4 protein-coding genes are annotated in these 23,867 nt (G+C 30.4%); all 4 read left to right on the top strand.

Features of this window, described 5'->3' with window-relative positions; genetic code table 11:
* The first annotated feature begins 19 nt into the window (after positions 1–19).
* The 4 genes from BVC87_RS11410 (at position 20) to BVC87_RS11425 (ending at position 23,715) form a co-directional block, all read left to right on the top strand.
* Complete coding sequence (locus BVC87_RS11410) at positions 20–5,260, top strand: condensation domain-containing protein (RefSeq protein ID WP_075342508.1); 5,241 nt, start codon at positions 20–22, stop codon at positions 5,258–5,260.
* Between the two features lie 8 nt (positions 5,261–5,268).
* Positions 5,269–7,872: a non-ribosomal peptide synthetase gene (locus BVC87_RS11415; RefSeq protein ID WP_083629408.1), complete on the top strand. Its 2,604-nt coding sequence runs from the start codon at positions 5,269–5,271 to the stop codon at positions 7,870–7,872.
* A 356-nt stretch (positions 7,873–8,228) separates the two neighbouring features.
* On the top strand, positions 8,229–11,522 hold the full coding sequence (locus BVC87_RS11420) for a non-ribosomal peptide synthetase (RefSeq protein WP_075342510.1): 3,294 nt from the start codon (positions 8,229–8,231) through the stop codon (positions 11,520–11,522).
* Between the two features lie 13 nt (positions 11,523–11,535).
* Complete coding sequence (locus BVC87_RS11425; protein ID WP_159439351.1) at positions 11,536–23,715, top strand: non-ribosomal peptide synthetase/type I polyketide synthase; 12,180 nt, start codon at positions 11,536–11,538, stop codon at positions 23,713–23,715.
* The last annotated feature ends 152 nt before the right edge of the window (positions 23,716–23,867 follow it).

A 23,867-nucleotide genomic window follows, 5' to 3' on the forward strand; every position in this document is an offset into this window, starting at 1 on the left:
TAAACATCGGAAAGAAAAAATGAAATTTCAAAGGTTAAAAACAAGTACTGCTTTACGGTATCTAGAGATAAATAAACAAACTTCTGGTCGAAAATATTGGGGGAATATTCTTACTTCAAATCATGAGAAGACAGTAATTGCTCAAGATTTACCTTTTGTGAAAGAAATATCACTCAAAGAAGAGAATTTTAAATTAAAAGAGGAATTAGAACAAAAAGTATCAGTTTTAGCTAAAAATAATGAAGATAAGATTTTCATTATTTATGCAACATTATTCACTGTACTACTCCATAAGTTTACCAATACAACGTTAGTTTCTTTTGGTATTCCTAATGTGGATTGTAAAGGGGAGTATAGTCCAGATAACCTTATTATGAAAACTAAACTGAGCGTTAATACCTCAGTACGAGATCTTTTAAATAGTATAAAAGACCAGTGGCTAACATCAAGGCAATATGAAGGTTTTCCTTTAGAAGTTTATGAAGAAAATGATAAATTATTTGATGCTTTTTTCTCATATACTAGAAAAGAAAATAGTAGTCCTAGAGATTATAATTTTAACTTCCTATTATGTCGTACAAATGATCAAACTTCAGGAAAAGTTATATATAATGAAAAAGCATATTCAAAGAAAAAGATAACCTCCATAATTAACTATTTTGAACATTTCATTGAAATATTATTAAATGATCTTGATCAAAAAATTAGTGATCTAGAAGTAATTTTGCCAGAAGAAAAAGAGTTACTTTTTAATACTCTTAATAACTCTTATGTACCATTGGATCATGAAAAGCTATTTCTAGATTTTTTTAAAGAAATAGTTGAAAAATACCCAAATAGTATAGCCTCTAAGGATGAGTTAGAAGAAATTTCATATAAAGAGTTGGATGAAGAATCGAATAAGGTTGCACATTTTCTAATAGATAAAGGAATTAAAAAAGGAGATAGAGTCGTTATTATTGATGATCGATCTACACGTTTTCTTATAATACTTTTAGGAATATTAAAAAGTGGAGGGGTATTTATCGCATTGGATGTAGATGAACCTATACAAAGAGCTATTACAATAATACAAGATACAGGAGCTGACTTTTTATTTACGAATAATGAGGTGTTATCTCAAAAGAATTTTATAAAAGAGTTGGTTGATACTACAACTATTCAACAAATAATCAATACAGAAATAGCCGTAACAGACTTAGAATTAAATCATGAATTTAATACTTACAAAGCAATAAAAGAAGTATATCAAAATCCTGATTTTAAACTAGAAAAGAATTTTATAGCTAAAGGGGATAAAGGTCTTGTGTTATTTTCTAATGAAGAAGAAGCATTAAAAACAGTTCGCATATTCTTAAAAAGAGAAAATATTCAAAATAAAAAAGTCGGAATAGTTTGCGAAGATCCTATACTAGAGTTAGCATTAATTATAGGTTTAAGAGAAAATAAAAATGATCTCGAATGTTTAACAAAATCTATTAAAATCAACAATGTAACTGAAGAAATTGAAAGAGGGGAAATTGAGGTTTTGTTGACAACAAGAAAATTTTTGAACGAACTAGATGCTATTTTTTGGAAAGAAGAAACTTTAGAAAAGTTAGTGTTGATAGATCAAGAACTTTCTTTTGAAAGAGAATTTATTGATGGTAATAAAGAAATATTCGACTCGTTGGCACAAAAAGAAAATATTCTAATTAATGACTACGGGTGGTATAATAGCTTTAATGGAGAAAGTTTTTCTGAGGAAGAAATGTTAGAATATATAGATAACATAGATAAAAAACTGAGTCCTTATTTATCTTCGAATTCTCGAGTGTTAGAGATAGGGTGCGGACAAGGTTTAGTTTATAATCGATTAATAAACAAAGTAGGTTATTATCTAGCAACAGATCCTTCACCAACAATAATAGCTAAAAATCAAGCCAAGGCTACATCTATTAATAATCTTTCTTTTGAGGTAATGTATGCTCATGAAATCGATCAAATAAAGGAGAAATTTGATGTGGTAGTTTGTAGTAGTGTAACCGACTATTTTCCTAGTACTGCTTATTTAGAAGAAATTATTTCAAGTGCTATTACGCTTATTGAAGATAAAGGGGTAGTTATGTTTGATGATGTTTTAGATTTAGAACTGAAAAATGATTTTATTGAAGAAACTATTCTTTACAAAAAGAATCACCCAGAAGCAAAAACTAAATCACATTGGGAATCAGATTTGTTTGTACACAAGGCTTTTTTCGATTATCTCTCAGAAAAATACAATGCTATTACAACTATTGATTGTAGAAAGAAAATAGGAAGTATTGAAAATGAACTTACTAAGTATAGGTATGATATAATCCTTAAGATAGATAAAAGTAAAGGGAATCAAACTGAGGAAATTAGTGGTAAGAAGCAATTACTACAATTAGAAGAGGTAAAAATTAATACAATTGATTTAAAAGCTTCATCAGAACTAGCAGTAACCAAAAATATTTTTTCATCTGACATCATAGAAGATTATCATTCAACACCAGTAGATGTAAAAATTGAAGCAGATGATATTTGTTATCTTATCTACTCTTCTGGAACGACAGGAAAACCTAAAGGGATTAAATTACACCACTTAGGAATGATTAATCACTTTATTGGCTTAGCGGATGTACTAAAGATGAGTCAAAAAGATAGTTTAGCTCAAACCGCTTTATGTAGTTTCGATATTTTTGTAGTACAAACGCTATTACCTTTAATTAGGGGAGGAAAAGTATTATTTGTTACTAAAGACACCTTATTACAACCAGTAGATTTTTTTGAAACTCTTATTAAAGAGAAGGTTACAATAATAGAGTTAGTTCCATCACTTATCAAAACATTACTATCTGAACTAACACCAGAGATAGCAAATCAAATGAATGCACTGAGGCATCTTATTTCTTGTGGAGAACAATTAACAACAGAATTAACAAGTGCTTGGTTTTCTTACTTTCCAGAAGTTCCTATTGCAAATGCTTATGGACCAGCAGAAGCTTCAGATGATGTTACAGCCCATGTAGTAAATTCTGTAGATACAGCAATGAAAATTGTTCCTATTGGAAAACCGTTGGATAATGTGTGTATGTATACTCTCGATGAATTCGGACAATTAGCTCCGTTAGGTGTGCCTGGAGAGTTGTGTATTTCAGGAATTGCTGTAGGTAAAGGATATTTAAATGAGCCAGAGAAAACTAAAAAAGTTTTTATACCTAATACATTTATAAACGATATAAAAATAAGACAACAAGATCATAAAATACTCTATAAAACTGGTGATTTAGGTGTATGGCATTCAGAAGGGTACATAACTTTTAAAGGGAGAAAGGATTTCATGGTCAAAATTCGAGGTGTTAGAATTGAATTGGCAGAAGTTGAAATTGCATTAGCAAAACATCAAGCTATTCAAGATGTATTTGTTACTGATTATAATCACCATGGAGAGAAAGTACTTTGTGCATATTATCAAACCACAATTTCGGTAACCAAAAAAGAGTTAAATGCATTTCTTAAAGAAAGATTGCCAAGTGCTATGATTCCTTCTTTTTTTGTTGAATTAGAGAGTGTTCCATATACTAAAAATGGGAAAATAGATCGAAAGAAATTACCTTCACCTATTCAGAAAGAAGATGTAACAACCATAGACAGAAATGATGAATTAGAGAATGAATTATTGAATATTTGGGCAAAAATTCTACAAATAGATAATACTGAAATAGGAAAAGAATCAGACTTCTTCTACCTTGGAGGACATTCATTATTAGCGGTAAGATTAGTAGCATCAATAAAAAAAGTTTTTAATGTAGATATAGCATTAGATGAAATCTTTACATATTCAACATTTGAGGAGTTAGTGGCTCAAATTCGTACAGGGGAAAAACAAAAAGAATTAATCATTCCAAAAGTTCATAAAAAAGAATTCTATCAAGTATCTCCACCTCAAAGAAGATTCTATATTCATAATCAAATTTATCCTAATGACTTAAGTTATAACAGTCCGCAGTATTATAAGGTAAAAGGTAGGCTTGATTTGAAAAAAGTTAGAGCAGCTTTTCTTGAATTAATTGCTACGCATGAAATTCTTAGAACGTCATTTCAACTAGAGGAGAATTTACCTGTACAAATAATTCATGATAAAGTTCCTTTTGAACTAGGATATAGTAAAGATGAAGAAGAAAATATACAAAGCCATATAGATACATTTGTGCAACCTTTCAATCTTGGAGTTGCACCATTATTTAGAGTTAGTATTGTAGAATGTGAGTCAGAAGAATTTTACCTTTTATTTGATCTTCATCATATAATTTCAGACGAGATCTCTGATAGTATTATTGTTAGTGATTTTCTGAAAGCTTATGCAGGAAAACCTTTGCTAAAACCTGAAATAAGTTATAAAGATTATGCAGAATGGTTTAATACTAGGCTTTTAAAAGGTGAGTATATAAAACATGAAGAATATTGGTTAGATCAATTTCACACAATTCCTTCTAAATTAAGTTTACCGTATGATATTCAAGAAACCATAGACCAAGAAAAGTTTGGTAAAGATATAACCTATACAATTGAAGGAGATGAAATCCAAGCAATAAAAACGTTGTTAAAGGAAAATAGAGCAACTGCATTTATGTTTTTCTTAGCGGTATTTAATATCCAATTGAAACGTTTAAGTTTTAATGAAGATATAGCTGTAGGATCTCCTGTTTCTGGTAGAGATGATCAAAGTTTGAATAACGTTGTTGGTTTATTTTTAAACTTAATTGTATTGAGAAATAAGGTTTCAGAAGATAAATCATTTATAAGTTTCTTAGAACAAGTAAAACATAACAGCATTAATGCGCTTAAATATCAAACATATCCATTCGATCTACTTACTGCCAAATTAGGTATACAAGGAGAGACTAACGAGACACCATTATATAATGTAATGTTTGCTCATTTAATGAAAAATGAAGGTATAGCATTAGCAGAAGGTAATGTAGAAATTAAAGCAATGGATATTGCGCATAATACTGCAAAAGCAGATATACAACTTACCATATATGAAGGAGATTCAGATTTTGATATTTTCTTAACAGTCAACACCAATCTTTTTAGTGAAAAAACAGCTATAGCGCTACTAGAAAACTATAAGAGTGTATTAAAGTTGTGTGTTGAAAATCCAGAGATCCGTATTTCTGAAATCCCACTTCCAATTGAATTTGACTTTATGAAAAAAACAACCAATTTAGATAGATATAAACTTACATTTTAACCTACAAAATGCAGCATAATATTATGAAAGATACTAAAGAAAATAAATATTGGTTAGGTAAATTAAATTATGAAAAAGAGAAAGCAATTATTCCTTATGAATTTGATTTAGAAGGTTCTTTTACTGAAGAAAGTTATAGTTTTCAAATTCCAAATGAGCAATATAAATTACTACAACAACTTACATCTAATGATACACTACGATTACAAATAGTCCTGTTATCTACAATAGGAATATTATTACATAAGTATTCAGGACTAGAACTAATAAGGTTTGGTACACCATTGGATAGCCAAGAAGATAAAGCAAAAAAAGGAGGCGTAATACCTTTAGAACTTTCTTTGGAATCAAAGAAAACGTTTAGAATGCTTTTAAATGAAACAAAAGATGTATTAGTTGAAGGAATTTTTCATCAAGATTATGATATTGAAAAACTTATACAAAAGTTTAATGTTACTGATAATCATAATCCATTGTATGACGTAGTTTGTTCTATTTCAGGGATTCAAGAAGAGGTTTTAGCAACAGAAGAAACAAACAACTTCTCAATTATTTTCGCACCAGAAGCACACGCATTAAATGTTAAAGTAAGTTACAATATCAGTAGGTACAGTAAAGTATTTATTAAAGATATTATAGAGAACTTTACTAAAATACTAGCAATTGTTCTAGGTGATATAGATATTTCAATAGAGGATATAAAACTTTTCCCAGATCAATTAAATGTAGAAGAACATGCAGGTATTAAGAGATTAATAGATAAAACATGGATAGCTAACTTTGAAGAAAAAGTAAAAGCTACTCCTGATAAAATAGCCATCGTAGATGGTAATAATGAGCTTACTTACAAGGAGCTTAATGAATTGTCTAATAAATTGGCATACTACTTAAATGAAAATGTTTCAAAAGAATCGTCAAGTTTTGTGGCATTATTATTAGAAAATTCAATGCATACATTTATTGGGATTATTGGAATCTTGAAAGCTGGTTTTGCTTTTTTACCTTTAGATCCATCTATTCCAATAAAAAGAATAGAACACATTCTTGAAGATGCTAACCCTTCTTTAGTATTAGTAGATGATAATTGGATTACTCTAAATGTAGCTACTAATATTCGTCATTTTAACTTAAAGAAGCTATCAGTATTAGAAGGTTATGAGCATAGTAATCTAAATGTAGAAATAGCTCTTAATGACCCAGCATATATGATTTATACCTCAGGTACTAGTGGAACACCTAAAGGAGTAATTATTAAGCATGAATCACTAGCAAATTATACAAATTGGGCGGCAAATTATTACACAGATAACGGAGAAAGATCAGCAAATTTTCCACTATTTAGTTCAATTTCATTCGATCTTACTATAACTTCAATATTTGTTCCGTTGCTAGCGTCTGGAACTGTTGTACTATATAATAGTAGCATAGCGGAGCAATTATTCGATTCTATACTACTAGATAATTCTTTAGGAATTATTAAGTTAACTCCATCTCATTTACGATTACTTATTGAGAGAATTAAAAATAACGATCTCAACATATCAAATTCTAAACTTCATACATTTATTGTTGGAGGAGAAGCTTTTACTTCTGAATTAGCAGAAGAATGTACATTGCATTTTCCAAACATACATTTGTATAATGAATATGGACCTACGGAAGCAACCGTAGGATGTATTGTTCACAAATATGAAAAAAATAAAGATGCTAACTTTATAACTATTCCTGTAGGTAATCCGATAGACAACACAACTATACATTTACTTAATGATGATAAAATACCAGTACCAAATGGAGCAATAGGAGAAATATATATAGGTGGAAAATGTTTAGCAGAAGGTTATATAAATAATAAAACTCTAACTAATAATAAATTTATAAACCTACCAACAGGAAAAGAAGATGAACGATTTTATCAAACAGGAGATTTGGCAAAGAGAATGCCCGATGGTACCTATATCTACTTAGGAAGAAAAGATGATCAAGTTAAAATCAATGGTTATAGAATAGAACTAGAAGAAATAGAAAAGTATGCATTAAAACATCCTGCTGTAGATAATGCTGTGGTAATAGGCCATAAAATGGGTAATATGGTTAAAGTTTTGCTATTCTTAAAAGTAGCTACCGCTACAGAAATCCAAAACTTCAACACCTATTTATCAGAATTCTTACCAACGTACATGTTGCCCCATCAGGTTAAAATAGTTCCTCAAATCCCACTTACATCTAATGGTAAAACGGATACCAATAAACTATTAGCTTTTGTCAAAGAAGAGGTTTATAACCAAGAATTACCAGAGAATGACACAGAGAAACAATTGTATGAAATTTGGAAAAAACATCTGGAAAATGAAGCCATTGGTATTAATGATAATTTCTATACATCAGGAGGAGACTCAATTAAGTCATTAGGGCTTATGAATGAGATTAATAAAGCCTTCAATATAAAAATGCAAGTCAAAGACCTATACGAATTGAAGACAATTAAAAATATGGCTATTAGAATCATTGAAAAAGAAGCAACTACTTTAGATAATACTATTCATACAAATGAAGAAAGTATCAAAGAAGATATAGAAAAGCTTAAGAATGAAATTTTAAGCCAACTTTAATTAACCATCTCTATAAGAATTAACAATCAAAAAAATGAAAATAATAGATGTAAAAAACTATAAAAAAGGAGTTTTTTGCAAATTATCTTCTGAAAAATACACCAGTGATTATTACAAATACAATGGGTAATTGAGATATCAAAAAATTTCAATCCTAATCTTTTAAAAAGAATTTGGGTCCGATATTTATTAAGATACGTTATGACCTTTTTACTTAAAAAATGATTTTGCTCTCAAATGTTTCAGCTCAAGCTACTTCTTTGTTTTTTGAAATTCACTTTGGTATCTAGACAGTATAAATCTATTACTAGCTGTTTGCTATAATAAATATATTCAATCAATAATGATAACTACTAATGCTACAACTTGATAAAAATAATATAGAGGATATATTCCCTATGTCAGATATTCAACAAGGAATGCTCTTTCATTCTTTCAAGGATGATTCTTTTACCACTTATCATGACCAAAATCTTTTTGGACTTACAGATGAAAACTTTAGTTATGAGTTGTTTCAAAAGGCAATTTTGCTAATGCTAAAAAAGCATTCTGTACTAAGAACAGTATTTAATTTAACTGATTTCAAAGACCCTATTCAAATTATTTTAAAAGAAATTGAACCAGACTTAGAGTTTCAAAATTTAGAACATTTAAATAGTGAACAAGCACAGTATGATGAAATTAGTAAGATTTTGGAAGAAGATAGAAAACGATCTTTTGATCTAAAATCATATACAGCACTATGGAGGATTAAAATTTTGAAATTACCTAAGAATGAATTATGTATTTTGTGGTTATTTCATCACGCTATTTTTGATGGGTGGAGTACTTCAAGTTTTATAACAGAATTACACAATATATATAAAACTCTTAAGGAAGATATAACGTTTAAGCCTATACCTTTAAGAAATACATATAAAGAATATATAGTAGAACAGTTGGCTTATAAAGGTTCTGAAGATGTAATAAATTTTTGGAAAAAAGAGTTGGCTGATTACAAACGCTATATTCTTAAAAATAAAGTTGAAGATTCAGATGTTCAAGATGTAGGCTTTTTTACAGAAATATTAGATCAAACTTTATTAGATCAGATTAGAACGCAGTCCAAATTACATGAAATTCCATTAAAGACATACTGTTTAGCAGCGTATTTGTACATGCTAAGAATGTTTACTTATGATAGTGATATTCTAATTGGAGTGATGAGTAATAATCGACCATTATGTGATGATTCAGATAAAATACTAGGATGCTTTTTAAATGCAACTCCTTTTCGTACGCAAATCCCAACCAATATAACTTGGCTAGAATTACTACAACTAGTAAATGATAAGCAAACAGTGTTAGCAGCATATGAGAAGTTATCTTTCTTTGAGATTGTAAAAATATGCAAAGAAGATGCACCTGAACAGAATCCTTTTTTTGATGCTACATTTGATTTTTTAGATTTCCATGTTTATAATGATCTAGACAATCATAAAGGTTTGCAAAGTAAGCATTTAAATGAACTAAATTTTGAAAGAACAAATGCTCTTTTAGATTTTGATATATCAACTACAATGAATCGTTTTCGATTTAACATTACCTATGCTACACCACTATTTGATGAGGAAAGAATTCAACGTTTTGCATTGTACTATAAGAATATTTTAAATAAGATGGCTTATGAAGTACAAACTCCAATTCGAAATGAAGAATTATATGCATCAGAAGAAAAAGAAGCATTATTATTTCAATTCAATAAAAATGAAATAAAAGAATTACCATCAAAAACATTTATAGATGCTTTTGAAAATGAAATTGTAAAATCACCTACAAATATTGCAGTAGTAGATGATAATATAGCTTTATCATACAATGATCTTAATATAGCAGCTAATAAAATAGGAGCTTTATTAAAAGAATATCTAACTGAAAAAGAAGAAATAGTAATTCTTTATTTTGATAGAGGTAGTTTCTTATTGTCTGCAATGATTGGAACTTTAAAATCTGGAGGAGCATTTGTAGCTATTGATACAGAAACCCCTGAAGAAAGAATAAAATTTATTATCGAAAATAGTAAGGCTAAGGTAGTGCTAACACAAACACATCTTGAAAATGAATTGAAAAGCCTTATTCAAGAAGAAAATATAGTATCTGAAGTTATAGTGGTATCTTCAAAAATGGAACTGACAGAAGAAATTGCTAAGATGCCTGATACAAATCTAAGAGTTGAAATTAATGGGGAAGATCTGGCTTATGTAATTTATACCTCAGGAACTACAGGAGTTCCTAAAGGAGTTATGTTGCATCATGAAGGATTATCAAATCACCTCTGGGCAGTTATCAATTTTATGCAGATTACAAACAATGATGTAATAGCACAAACGGCTTCTTGTAATTTCGATGTTAGTATAATGCAATTTTTATTATGCCTTGTGATTGGAGGAAAAACAGCAGTTATTAATAAAGATACTCAACTTCAACCAAAACGTTTTTTACAACAATTAGAAGAGTATAAAACAACAATTATAGAGTTAGTTCCTTCTCATGTTAATACTATTCTAGATAATATGAATACTGAAGAAACCTATCTTCAGCATTTAAGATACTTTATGTCAACAGGAGAAGTGCTTCCTGAAAGATTAGTAGCGAAATGGTATGAAAAAAAACCAAGCATCCCAATAATAAATGCTTACGGTCCAGCAGAAACCTCAGATGATGTTACATTACATTTTGTTGAAAAAATAGATGAAAATCCAATTCCAATTGGTAAACCATTACAAAATATACATGTACATGTTGTTGATGAATATCAACAATTATGTCCAATAGGAATCACGGGAGAAATTCTTGTAGGTGGTGTAGCAGTTGGAAAAGGATATTGGAATAACACATCTCTAACAGAAAAATCATTTATAAAAAGTCCTTTTTTAGACTATTATGAAGCTTCAGAAAAATATAACACTCTATATAGGACGGGAGATCTAGGTTATTGGACCAAAGAAGGAAATCTAATTGTAAAAGGAAGAATTGGAAATATGGTAAAAATTCGAGGAAATCGAATTGAACTTGGTGAGGTGGAAAATCATTTAGATAAAGTAGCAGGGATAGAGATGTCAATTGTTGAAGATAAAACTGTAAATGATGAGCGTGTTTTGTGCGCTTATTACATAACTAATAAAACAATAGATGTTGGTACTATTCGAGAGCAGCTTCTAATATCTTTGCCAAAATATATGCTTCCAACCTATTATGTAGAGTTAGAAGAGTTTCCAACTTCTCAAAATGGAAAAATATTAAGAGACCAATTACCAATTCCAGAGATTAAAAAAACAAATGTATCTGAGATCGATCAAGAAGATATTTCCGATATGGAGCATTTAATTCTTAACATTTGGAAGGAAGTATTAGGGCTAAATGAAATAGGGTTGAATGACAACTTCTTTGATGTTGGAGGACATTCTTTAAACCTTATTAAGGTAAACACAAACCTAAATGAATTGTTAGAAGAACCAGTTTCAATAGTTGCACTATTCCAATATCCTACAATTCGTTCGTTAGCAGCACATCTTCAAAAAGATACTGAGGTACATACGCTTTCTGAAGAAAGTATGGAAGAATCAGTAGAACTGATAGATGATGCAATTAATTTTTTCTCTGAAGATTAAAAAAAGACCCGCCATGAATAAAAAATATACAGGTATGGAAATTGCCATAATTGGTATTTCCGGTAGATTCCCAAAATCAGAAAATCATAATGAGCTATGGAAAAATCTGATAAATAATAAAGAATGTATTGATTTTTACACCAAGGAAGAACTGATAGCACAAGGTTGTGATGTCAATGAAGTTGAGCTTCCTAACTACGTTCCTGCAAATGCTTTTGTAACTAATAAAGATAAATTCCAACCTGAATTTTTTGGTTATAGTCCGAAAGAGGCAGTTATCATGACGCCACAATTACGATTATTACATGAAATGGTTTGGGAATGTTTAGAAGATGGAGGATATAATCCTTTTGAATATAAGGATTTAATAGGTATTTATGCGGGAGCCTCTAATAGTACATATTGGGAAAATCTCACCTATTTATCGGGTAAGAATGCTGAATTAGGAGAGTTTGATGCTGAACACCTCAATAATAAAGATACATCATGTACTAAAATAGCTTATAACCTTAATTTAAGAGGACCCGCAGTTGCTATACAAACAGAGTGTTCTACAGGATTGGTTGCAATACACATGGCAGTGAAAGGGTTGTTAACTGGAGAATGTAAAATGGCATTAGCTGGAGGTATAGGATTATCTTATTATACAAAAGGAGGGTATCTACACGAAGAAGGAATGATACGCTCAAGCGATGGACATTGTCGAGCATTTGATGATAAGTCAGATGGAACAATGCTTAGTGAAGGAGGAGGAGTAGTACTTTTGAAACGTTTAAAGGACGCAATAGCGGATGGAGACCATATTTATGCTACAATTAAAGGATCTGCAATTAATAATGATGGTTATAGAAAAGTTGGTTTTACAGCTCCAAGTGTAGATGGACAAGTTGAAGTAATTAAAAAAGCACAAAAAATAGCTCGAATCCATCCAGAAAATGTCAGATTTGTTGAAACTCATGGTACTGGTACCAATTTGGGAGATCCTATTGAATTTGATGCATTAAAAGCAGCTTTTGGTGATGTTAATGATAAAAACTGCGCATTGGGTTCTATAAAAACCAATATAGGGCATTTAGGAGAAGGAGCGGGAGTAGCAGGATTTATAAAAGTAGCATTATCATTAAAGAACCGTGTGTTTCCTGCTTCACTTAATTTTGATACACCAAATTCTAAAATAGATTTTGAAAATAGTCCGTTTTTTGTGAATAGTGACGCTGTTAGATTACAAAAAGAGAATGAAACTCTTTTGTTGGGTGCAGTAAGCTCTTTTGGAATAGGAGGAACTAATGTACATGTCATATTAGAAGAATATGAAGAAGAAAGAAAAGAAAAAGATAATAATCAATATGAAATTCTTCCTTTCTCAGCTCAAAATGAGTGGAGTTTAACGCAAAATATTGAAAAGTTTAGCACTCACATTGCAGAAAAATCCATAGAAAGTATAAGTAATGTAGCTTATACATTACAACAAGGAAGAAAACATTTTCCAGTACGAACGTTCATTGTAAGCGATAATTATGGAAAAGATTTAGAAAAAAAGGTTACAAGTGTATTAGATAATGTTTCCAATTATTCAACAAAAAATGTAGATCAAATTGTTTTTATGTTCCCAGGACAAGGAAACCAATACAATTTAATGGCTAAAGAAATGTATGAATCTATTGAGTTTTTTAGAAATGAAATGGATACTTGTTTTGCATTGGCAAATAAATATGTAGCACATAAATTTGATTTAAAAACGCTTTTGTTAACTTCTGTAGTTGGAGATCAGAATATAAATGATACTGAAATTACACAACTATTATTGTTTATTGTAGAATATTCTTTAGCTAAATATTTAATTCAAGTAGGGGTACAACCAGATGTTTTAGTGGGGCACAGTATTGGAGAGTATGTAGCTGCGTGCTTAGCTGGTGTATTTAGTTTAGAGGATGCTATAAAAACCGTTGCGGTTAGAGGTGCACTTATGCAGAAAGCACCAAAAGGAAAGATGTTGAGTATTCCAGTTTCAGAAGATAAATTACTTCCACTACTACCCAAGAAACTTTCTGTAGCTGTAATTAATAGCAAGAATTCTTGTGTAGTTTCCGGAGATGAGCATGAGATAAAACAATTTCAAAAAGAGCTAGAAACACAAGGAATTATATCAAGAATATTAGTAACATCTCATGCCTTTCATTCACATCTTATGGATGCTGTTTTAGAGGAATTTGAATTACATTTCAATACAATTACCTTACACACTCCTAAAAAAGCATTTTTAGCGAATTCAACAGGAGGTTACATTCGTCCAGAAGAAGTAGCAACATCAGCATATTGGGTGCAACAAATACGAAAGACGGTACGATTTTCAGATTGTCTAGAAAAGATAGATAAAGAAAGCTTATTTATAGAAGTTGGACCAGGTAGATCGTTAACTACATTTGCAAAACAAAGTGGATGTAAAAATACTATTACAACACTACGACATCCTAAAGAAGAAATAAATGATGTAGTGTATTGTTATACTGCAATTGGTACCATTTGGCAATATGGTGTTGATATTGATTGGAGCCAGATAACAAATACTTCGGGACGTATAAAAGAAGCATTACCAACATATAGCTTTAAAAGAGAACGATATTGGATTGATGATGATCCGTTACTATTAGGGTTAGAAGCGATTCAAAATAAAGATAGAGAAGAAAAGAAACCGGTTCAGGATTGGTTTTATCAACCTTCGTGGAAACAAAAACGTATTAGTTTTTCAAAGGAAACTGAAGCAGAAAAAATAGAACATCTACTTATTTTTGGGAATGTTGAATTATTCAAAGATGGTAATGTTATAAATGAGATTGTAGTAAACGAGCCAAAATCGGTTACAGTAATCTTTAAAAAGGGAGAACTAGTAGAAAAAGTAGTACCAGAAGAATGGACTTGTATAGAACAAGAAAGTAATACACTTGATTTTTATACAAACTTAATCCAAGATCTAAAAGCTACACAAAAGTTTCCAAATCATATATTGCATTTTTGGAGTATTAGTTCTCATAATGAACAGCTTTCATTATATGAAGAGTTCATAAAAGAGCAAGATAATGGTATATTACACTTATTACATGTTGCTCAGGCAATAAGAAATATAAATATTGATACTAAAGTTTATCTATCCATAATTACTGCACAACAATTTATGATCAGTGGTTATGAAAAGTTAACTTATCCACAAGCTACAATTCAGGCTGCTAATATTATTTTACCACAAGAGTTTCATGAAATTTTACCAAAACAAATTGATTTTGGTAGTGTAGAAGAAATTAGAGCAAATTTTAAACTTGTTATAAAAGAAGCAATCACTGATTATACAAAAAGAACAGTAGCTTATAGAAACAATATTCGTTGGTTACAATCTTATGAAGCAGTAGAATTAGGAATTGATACAAAAAATAGTAGTCTCAAAAATAAAGGGACATACCTTATCACAGGAGGTTTAGGTAATGTAGGAAGTATTCTAGCTAAGCATATAGCAAAAAAATATAATGCCAATATCGTTATTTTATCTAGATCGGTTGTACCAGATAGAAGTGATTGGGATTCATATTTAAATGAGAATAGTGCTGTTTCAAGAAAAATAAAACGCATACAAGAAATTGAAGCATTAGGAGGTACTGTATTAACAGTAAGCGCTGATGTAGGAAATAAAGAAGCAGTTTATAAAGCGATTACTGAAGCAGAAGCTGTATTTGAAAAAATAGATGGAGTTATTCATGCAGCCGCAGAAACGAATGGAGCTTCACATGTTTGTCATGTAGATCAAGTAACTAAAGAACTTATTGTAGAACAATTTTATACTAAAATAAAAGGTACAATTGTTCTTAGCGAATGTTTTGAAAATCGATCGTTAGATTTCTTTACAGTAACCTCTTCATTATCTGCCATTTTAGGAGGTATTGGTTTTCTTGCATATGCAGCATCTAACTTATTTGTAGACTATTATTTAGCTTATAAAAATCAAAACTCAAGTACTCGTTGGATTTCTGTGAATTGGGATGGGTGGGAAGATGAAGAAGATCTAGATACTATTGATAAGTCACAATCATATATTTTACCTAATGAAGGAGCTGAAGCTTTTCAGTATATAATGGAAAATGAAGATCATGATCATGTTGTAATATCTACACGAGATTTATCAACAAAACTTAAAAAATGGATAGACCTTCAAGAGTTTGGAAGTGAAAAACAAGAAAATAAAGAAGAAGACCTTACTACAATTCAACGTGCAGGAACTCTTCCGGAATATCAAGCCCCAAAAAATAAAACAGAAGAGAAATTATTAGAAGCTTGGCAAAAAATATTTGGGATTAAAAATATTGGGATTAATGACAACTTTTTTGAATTAGGTGGAGATTCTTTAAAAGCAGTTGTGTTAGCAAATAGAATATTTAAAGAACTTAATGTAAAAGTTGCCCTACAAGATCTTTTTAAAAACACAGATATTGAAAGTCTAGCAAATTTTATAGAAGGCGAAAATATATCAAACTACATTACCATACCAGAAGCTGATAAGAAAGCATATTATGAATTATCATCACCTCAAAAACGTTTTTATTTTGTTTATGAGTTGGATAAGGAATCACTAGCATACAATATGCCAGTTGGAATTAGATTGAAAGGTGAAATTGATAAACAACGTTTTGACAATGCATTTCAAAAATTAATTAGTCGTCATGAAAATTTTAGAGCGTCTTTTAAATTAGTAGATGGGAAACCTTATCAATTTATAAACGACACATCTAATTTTACAATTCAATATCTCAAAGGGAAAGAAGAAGATTTAGATCGTATAAGAGAAAGCTTTGTCCGTCCTTTTGACTTAAGTACAGCTCCTTTGTTTAGAGCAGCATTGGTTGAGTTTGCTAATGACGATCATGTATTATTAACAGATATACATCACATTATTAGTGATGCAGAATCTTCTGAGTTAATGGTGAAAGATTTTTTAAGTTTTTACAATAATGAAACTTTACCAAAGCTGAAACTACAATTCAAAGATTTTGCAGAATGGCAACAAAGTGAAGAGCAACAAAATGCTATAGCTGCACAAAAGGAATTTTGGGAGACAGAATTTACTGAAGAACCAACTCTCTTAGAATTACCAACAGATTTTTCAAGACCAGCAGTAAAAAGTCATATTGGTAATGTGTTGAATTTTAATATTACTGAAGAGCAAACTGAAGCGATTAAAAAACTAGCAGAAAAGGAGGAATCTTCTTTGTTTATGGTACTGCTTTCTATGTTTAGTATTTTACAGAGTAAATTAAGTAATCAAGAAGATGTTGTTATAGGAACTTCAACAGCAGGTAGAGATCATCCAGATTTAGAAAATATTATAGGAATGTTTGTTAATACTATTCCTATTCGTAATTATCCTAAAGGAAATATTAGTTTTAAAGAATTTTTAAAACAAGTAAAGCATAAAACATTAGCTTGTTTTGAAAATCAATCCTATCCGTATGAAGAGTTAATTAATGAATTAAAAATTGAGAGAAGTACAAGTCGAAATCCACTTTTCGATGTAATGTTCGCTTTTTTAAATATTGAAGAAACAGAAGTGGTGTTACCTGGATTATCTGTTGAGCCTTACGAGTTTGGTCATCCAGTTTCTAAATTCGACTACACACTTCAGGCGTATGATAATGGAACAAAGATTTTTCTAAGTTTTGAATATTCTACAGATTTATTTAAGATAACTACTATAGAGCGTTTCATTTCTTATTTTAAAGCAATTGTAGTAGCTGTTCTAAAGAATCCAGAAATTAAGCTTTCAGAGATCAATATACTTACAAAAAAAGAAACTCAATTTTTACTAGAAGATTTTAATGCTACAGTTTCTTCTAAAGTAGAAGCAAAAACAATTCATGAATTAATAGAAGCCCAAGTATTACAAAATCCAGATGGAATAGCATTGGAGTATAATGATAGGCAAACTACTTACAATGAATTAAATGCTAAAGCGAATCAATTAGCTCATTATTTAAGAGAAGAGTGTAGAATTATTCCAGGTAAAGTAGTTGGAGTTTGTAGTGATCGTTCTGATGCAGTATTGATTGGTATTTTAGGAATTTTAAAAGCAGGAGGTACATATCTTCCTATTGATCCCAAACTACCAAAAGAACGTATTTTATATATGTTATCGGAAACAGAAGCTGATATAGTATTAACTCATACAGAAGTGAGTGCTATTTTAGAATCTTACACGGGGTCATTATTTTTATTAGATAAAGAACTAGATAATTTAGCCACTTCTACAGCTAATATTGATTCAGTAAATAGCATAGAAGATACAGCTTATATTATATACACATCAGGATCAACAGGAAATCCGAAAGGAGTATCAGTAGGTCATAGCTCTTTATTGAATTACATAGATTGGGCATCTAAACATTATTTAAATAAAGAAGGTAATTCTGTATTTGCATTATATACTTCTTTATCATTCGATCTTACAATTACTTCGATTTTTACTCCATTGGTAACTGGTAATCGTATCTTAATCTATGGAGACGATAGCCATGAATTATTAGTAGAAAAAGTTTTTTCAGAGGGAAAAGCAAATGTAATTAAGTTAACGCCATCACATTTAAAGATAGTAAAAGATAGTAATCAAGTAGCTACTACCAATGATACTTTGATATTAATTGTTGGAGGAGAAGCTCTAGATCGTTCTTTAGCTTCATCAATATACAAGAAACTGGACGGAAAAGTTAGAATTTATAATGAATACGGACCAACTGAAGCTACTGTCGGATGTATGATTCATGAATATAATGAAGAATCAGAAGAAACTTCAGTTCCAATTGGAGTACCTATTCAAAATACTCAGATTTATTTACTAGATGAGTATCAACAACTAGTCCCAAGAGGAGTTTGGGGAGAATTGTATATCTCGGGTGCCGGTTTAGCAAAAGGATATGTAAAAAATGATGCATTAACTGAGGAACGTTTTCCAAAACATATACTTAAAGAAGGAGAACGCATGTATAAAACGGGTGATAAAGCAGTATGTTTAGAAGACGGTACTTTATTGTTCAAAGGTCGTATAGATAATCAGGTGAAACTTAGGGGGTATAGAATTGAGCTTGGAGAGATTGAAAATGCGATGGTAGCTCATGAGAAAATTACTAATGCAATTGTAGTTATTAAAGAGAAAGAGGACCATAAATACTTATTAGGTTATTATGTTTCAGAAGGGGAAATTAAAGAGGAAACATTAAAAGAGTTTCTTCTAGAGCAGTTACCTGAGTATATGATTCCAGTAAACTTTATAACATTAGATAAAATACCATTAACAATTAATGGAAAGGTAGATATGCGCTCTTTACCTGAAGTAGATGATAGTAAAGCCGATAATTATAAAGCTCCTGAGACAGAAGAAGAACAAGCATTATGTAAAGTATGGTCGAGTGTTTTGGGTATAGAAAAAGTAGGAGTGTCAGATAACTTTTTTGCCTTAGGAGGAGACTCCATCAAATCCATTCAAATTTGTGCTCGACTTCAAAATTTAGGATATGCTTTCTCAGTACGAGATATTTTAAGAGAGCACACCGTGCATAAACAATCTTTAAAATTAAAAAAGAAAGTACAAGAAGTAGATCAATCTATTGTAGTAGGAGAAGCAAATCTAGTACCAATTCAAAAATGGTTCATGGATAGTCCAATAAAAAAGAAGCATCATTTTAACCAATCTATAATGCTTCAATTTCCCGAGACATTAGAAAAGAGTAATGTAATTAAGATTTTTCAAAAAATTCAGGAACATCATGATGCTTTACGAATGGTACTTATGAAGCAAAATGATGGATGGAAGCTGCAAAATAAAGGAATAGAAGAGAAGATTTCAATTGAGGAATTTAATTTTAAAGGAATACCAGCTAAAGAAGAATTAATAGCTTTCTCAAATAAAATTCAATCTAGTATCGACTTAGAAAAAGGACCTTTACTAAAGTTAGGACTGTTTCATTCTGAAGAAGGGAGTCGTATGTTAATTGTAATTCATCATTTAGTAATAGATGCTGTTTCTTGGAGGATTTTATTTGAAGATATCGAACAATTATATCAACAAAATATAGAAGGAAAAAAACTTGAACTTCCTAAGAAAACAGATGCTTTTCTATCTTGGAGTTTAGCCCTTGAACGTTACTCAAAAACTAAAGCATTTGAAAATGTAAAGACATATTGGGAAGCTCAATTGGTAGAATCGTTTGACATGCTTCCTAAAAAAGAGATTAAAAATCTTGAGTCAGAATCTACGGGAGAAATAGCGTTTCAATTAAGTGAGAAAGAAACACAGGAATTACTTACCAAAGTACATCAAGCTTTTAACACTCAAATAAATGATATACTATTAGCAGCTTTTGCAATGAGTTTAAAAGAAAACTATGCAATGCAGCGGGTTCTGGTTGAAATGGAAGGACACGGTCGTGAAGAGTTTGGAGAAGAGATTGACGTTAGCAGAACTATAGGATGGTTCACTAGTTTATATCCAGTATTGTTAGCATTAGGAGATGAAGATGCTAAAGCTACAATTATTAATGTAAAAGAAGCTTTACGAGCTATTCCTAACCATGGATTTGATTATTTATTGTATCAACAACAAGCAATAGAAGAAGGTCAATTGCAAAGAAAAGCAGAGATTAGTTTCAATTATTTAGGGCAGTTTGATGAAGATATATCAGAAGCTACTTATACAATCGTGAATGAAGAGCGAGGTAATGAAATGGCGGAAGAAGAAAAATTAATGTATAATTGGGAAGTTTCAGGAATGGTAACTGGTGGACAATTACATATGAATTTACTCTTCGATAGAGAAAAGTATGAAGAGAAAGACATTGTAGTTTTTATGGAAACATTCAAGAAACGTCTTCAAGAGCTCATCTATTTCTGTCAAGATCAACAAGAAGTATATCTTACACCCTCAGACTTGACTTATAAAGAATTACATCGAGATCAACTAGAAGAGTTGCAAGAGCAATACGTAATTGAAGATATTTATCCATTATCTCCTATGCAAGAAGGAATTTTATTCCATAGTGTATTAGATACAGATGCAACACATTATTTTGAACAAATTTCTTATAGATTAGAGGGAGCTCCTGATATTAAAGCATTAGAGCAAAGTTTAAACGATTTGATGTTGCGTTACGGTATTTTACGTACAGTTTTCTTACATGAAAAATACGAACGTCCTATTCAAGTAGTATTAAAAGAGCGTAAGGTTGATTTTACCTTTAAAGATATTCGTGCTGAATTGATAGATGGTGAAAAAGAGACAGTACTTCGTTCTTATCTAGAAGCTGATCGAAATGAAAAATTTGATATAAGTACTAGTGTGCTTATGCGTGTAAATGTATTACAAACTGCAGCTGAAGAATATGAGTTTATATGGAGTCATCATCATATCTTAATGGATGGATGGTGTATGGGAATTCTAATTCAAGAGTTTAATGAATTATATCGTAAACATACTACAGGAACGTCAATAGCACTACCTGCTGTAGAACCTTATTCTAAATACATACAGTGGTTAGAGGTAAGAGAAACCCAAAACTCTGAAAGGTATTGGAAAAATTATTTAAAAGATTATGATGATGTTTCTAATATTAAAGGTAGCCAAACATTTTTTTCTGAAGATAGTCCTTACTTGAAAGCTATAGAAACTCTAACATTATCAAAAGAGCAGACAAAGTTACTTCATGATGTATCAAAGAATCATAATGTAACCATTAATACAATAGTACAGGCCGCTTGGGCAATATTACTTTCTAAGTATAATAATACTTCAGATGTTTTATTTGGAGCTGTCGTTTCAGGGCGTCCAGCGGAAGTAAAAGGTATAGAATCTATGGTTGGATTGTTTATCAATACCATACCAATTCGTATGACTTATGATGAAAAAGACACAATTAAAGATTTTTTAATAAATATCCAGGAACGTGCTATAGAAAGTGAGGCACATCATTACCATCCATTATCAGAAATACAGTCGTACAGTAGTTTAGGTAGAGAATTATTAGATCATATCATCATATTTGAAAACTATCCAATATCAGAAGAACTAATGTCTGAGGAAGCTGAAACATTAGGTTTTAAAGTAACGGATGTTGATATGTATGAAGAAACTAACTATAATCTATTTATAGAGGTATTTATGCATGATACATTAACTATCGATCTTAATTACAATGAAAGTGTATATAAAGACGAAACTTTAGAAGCTGTAGCTAGACATCTTTATCAGATTATATCTCAGATTATTGAGAATACAGCAACTCTTGTAAGTCAAATAAGTGTAGTAACAGCTAAAGAACAATTATTATTAGAGCAATTTAATACCACTGAAAAGACTTTTAAAAATACCACAGTAGTAGAGTTATTTGAGGAACAGGTACAAAAAACACCAAACAATATAGCAATACGATATGATGATGAGATTTTTACCTATAAGGAAGTTGAAGAACTATCAAATAAAGTAGCCAATTATTTAAAAAATATTGCATTAGTAGATTCAGGAAATTTAGTAGGAATCTTATTAGAAAGAGAGCCTTACTTAATTCCTATTATTATTGGAGTTCATAAAGCTGGAGCGGCGTATGTACCAATTGCTCCAGATTACCCAGCCAATAGAATCCATGAGATTTTAAAAGATGCTGAAATCAAACACCTTATAACAAGAACAACATATACTTCCGAGTTAGAATTATCAAATATTAATTGTTTAGATATAGAAAAAGAACTTGAAGTTATTGATAAACAATCTTCAAAAAAGATAGAAAGTAATACCGTTGGGGATACTTTAGCTTATGTAATTTATACATCGGGTTCTACAGGGAAACCCAAAGGAGTAAAGGTAAATCATTCATCAGTTTCAAACCTTATTCAGGATTTATCAGAAAGGTATCCTGTAAAAGAAAACGATGTATACTTGTTCAAAACTTCATACATTTTTGATGTATCAGTGAGTGAATTATTTGGATGGTTACTCCATGGAGGTAGTATTGCAATACTTCCTGTAAATCATGAGAAGGAACCAGAGAAAGTAATTCATGCTATTAATACACATAAAGTTACTCATATTAATTTTGTTCCTAGTTTTTTTAATGTACTTGTTAATTGTGTTGAAGAATACAATACAGATTTATCTACCTTAAAATATGTATTTGTAGCTGGAGAAGCTATGACAGTATCTTATGCTAAAAAATTCAAAGAAATGTATCCTTTATGTGGATTATGGAATTTATATGGTCCTACTGAAAATACTGTTTATACTACAGCATATGAAGTAAAAGGAAATGAAGAAAATACAATTCCAATTGGAAAACCATTATCGAATATAAATGCTTTGATTTTAGATCAATGGGGTCGTCTTTTACCAAAAGGAGTAGCAGGAGAACTTTGCCTCACAGGAAAAAATCTAGCTAAAGGATACCTGAATGATGAAACAAGAACTAATGAAAGTTTTGTGGAGACACATTATTTAGGAGGGACACAGCTATATAGAACAGGAGACTTAGTACGTTGGACAGAAAAAGGAGATCTAGAATTTTTAGGAAGAATAGATCGTCAAGTAAAAATTAGAGGATTTAGAATAGAGCTAGGTGATATCGAGCATCAATTATTAAGTCATCCAAAAATTGTTGAAGCTGTAGTTGTAGTACGTGAGAAACAAAATGAAAAATATCTAATGGCATATTATAGAACTAAGGAGTCAGTTACTTCAGAAGTACTTAGTGATTTCTTATTTGAAAAATTACCAAGATATATGGTACCATCATTTTACATGGAATTAAAAGAAATGCCATTAACAGTTAGTGGTAAGATCAATAGGAAAAAACTTCCTCAATTAGAAATCTCTGCAACTAATATAATTCGCCCATCTAATAAAGTTGAAGAAAAGTTAATAGAGATTTGGTCAGAAGTATTACAATTAAATAAAGATGAAATAAGTGTTACTACTAGTTTTTTTGCTTTAGGAGGACATTCTTTAAAGGCTTTAAATTTAATAAATAAGATAAATAAGTATTATAATATCCAAATAACATTACAACTCTTTTTTGAAAAAGAAACAATTCGTGATTTAGCGGATACTATTACCACTATTTTACAAATCCAGTATGGAATTACTGAAGATGATGAAAGTATAGAAATCACCATTTGATTTGTAAATACTATTAATTAACCAAATTAAAACTTTTTTAATCTATTAGAGAGTACTCATTACAAATCATAAACTTATAAATAGATGAAATAAAAAGTTCAGAGAATAGTTCGCTGATCAATTTAAATACAATAAAAACTTCATGCAATTTA

This window comes from Tenacibaculum agarivorans, from assembly GCF_001936575.1.
Classification (GTDB): Bacteria; Bacteroidota; Bacteroidia; order Flavobacteriales; family Flavobacteriaceae; genus Polaribacter; species Polaribacter agarivorans.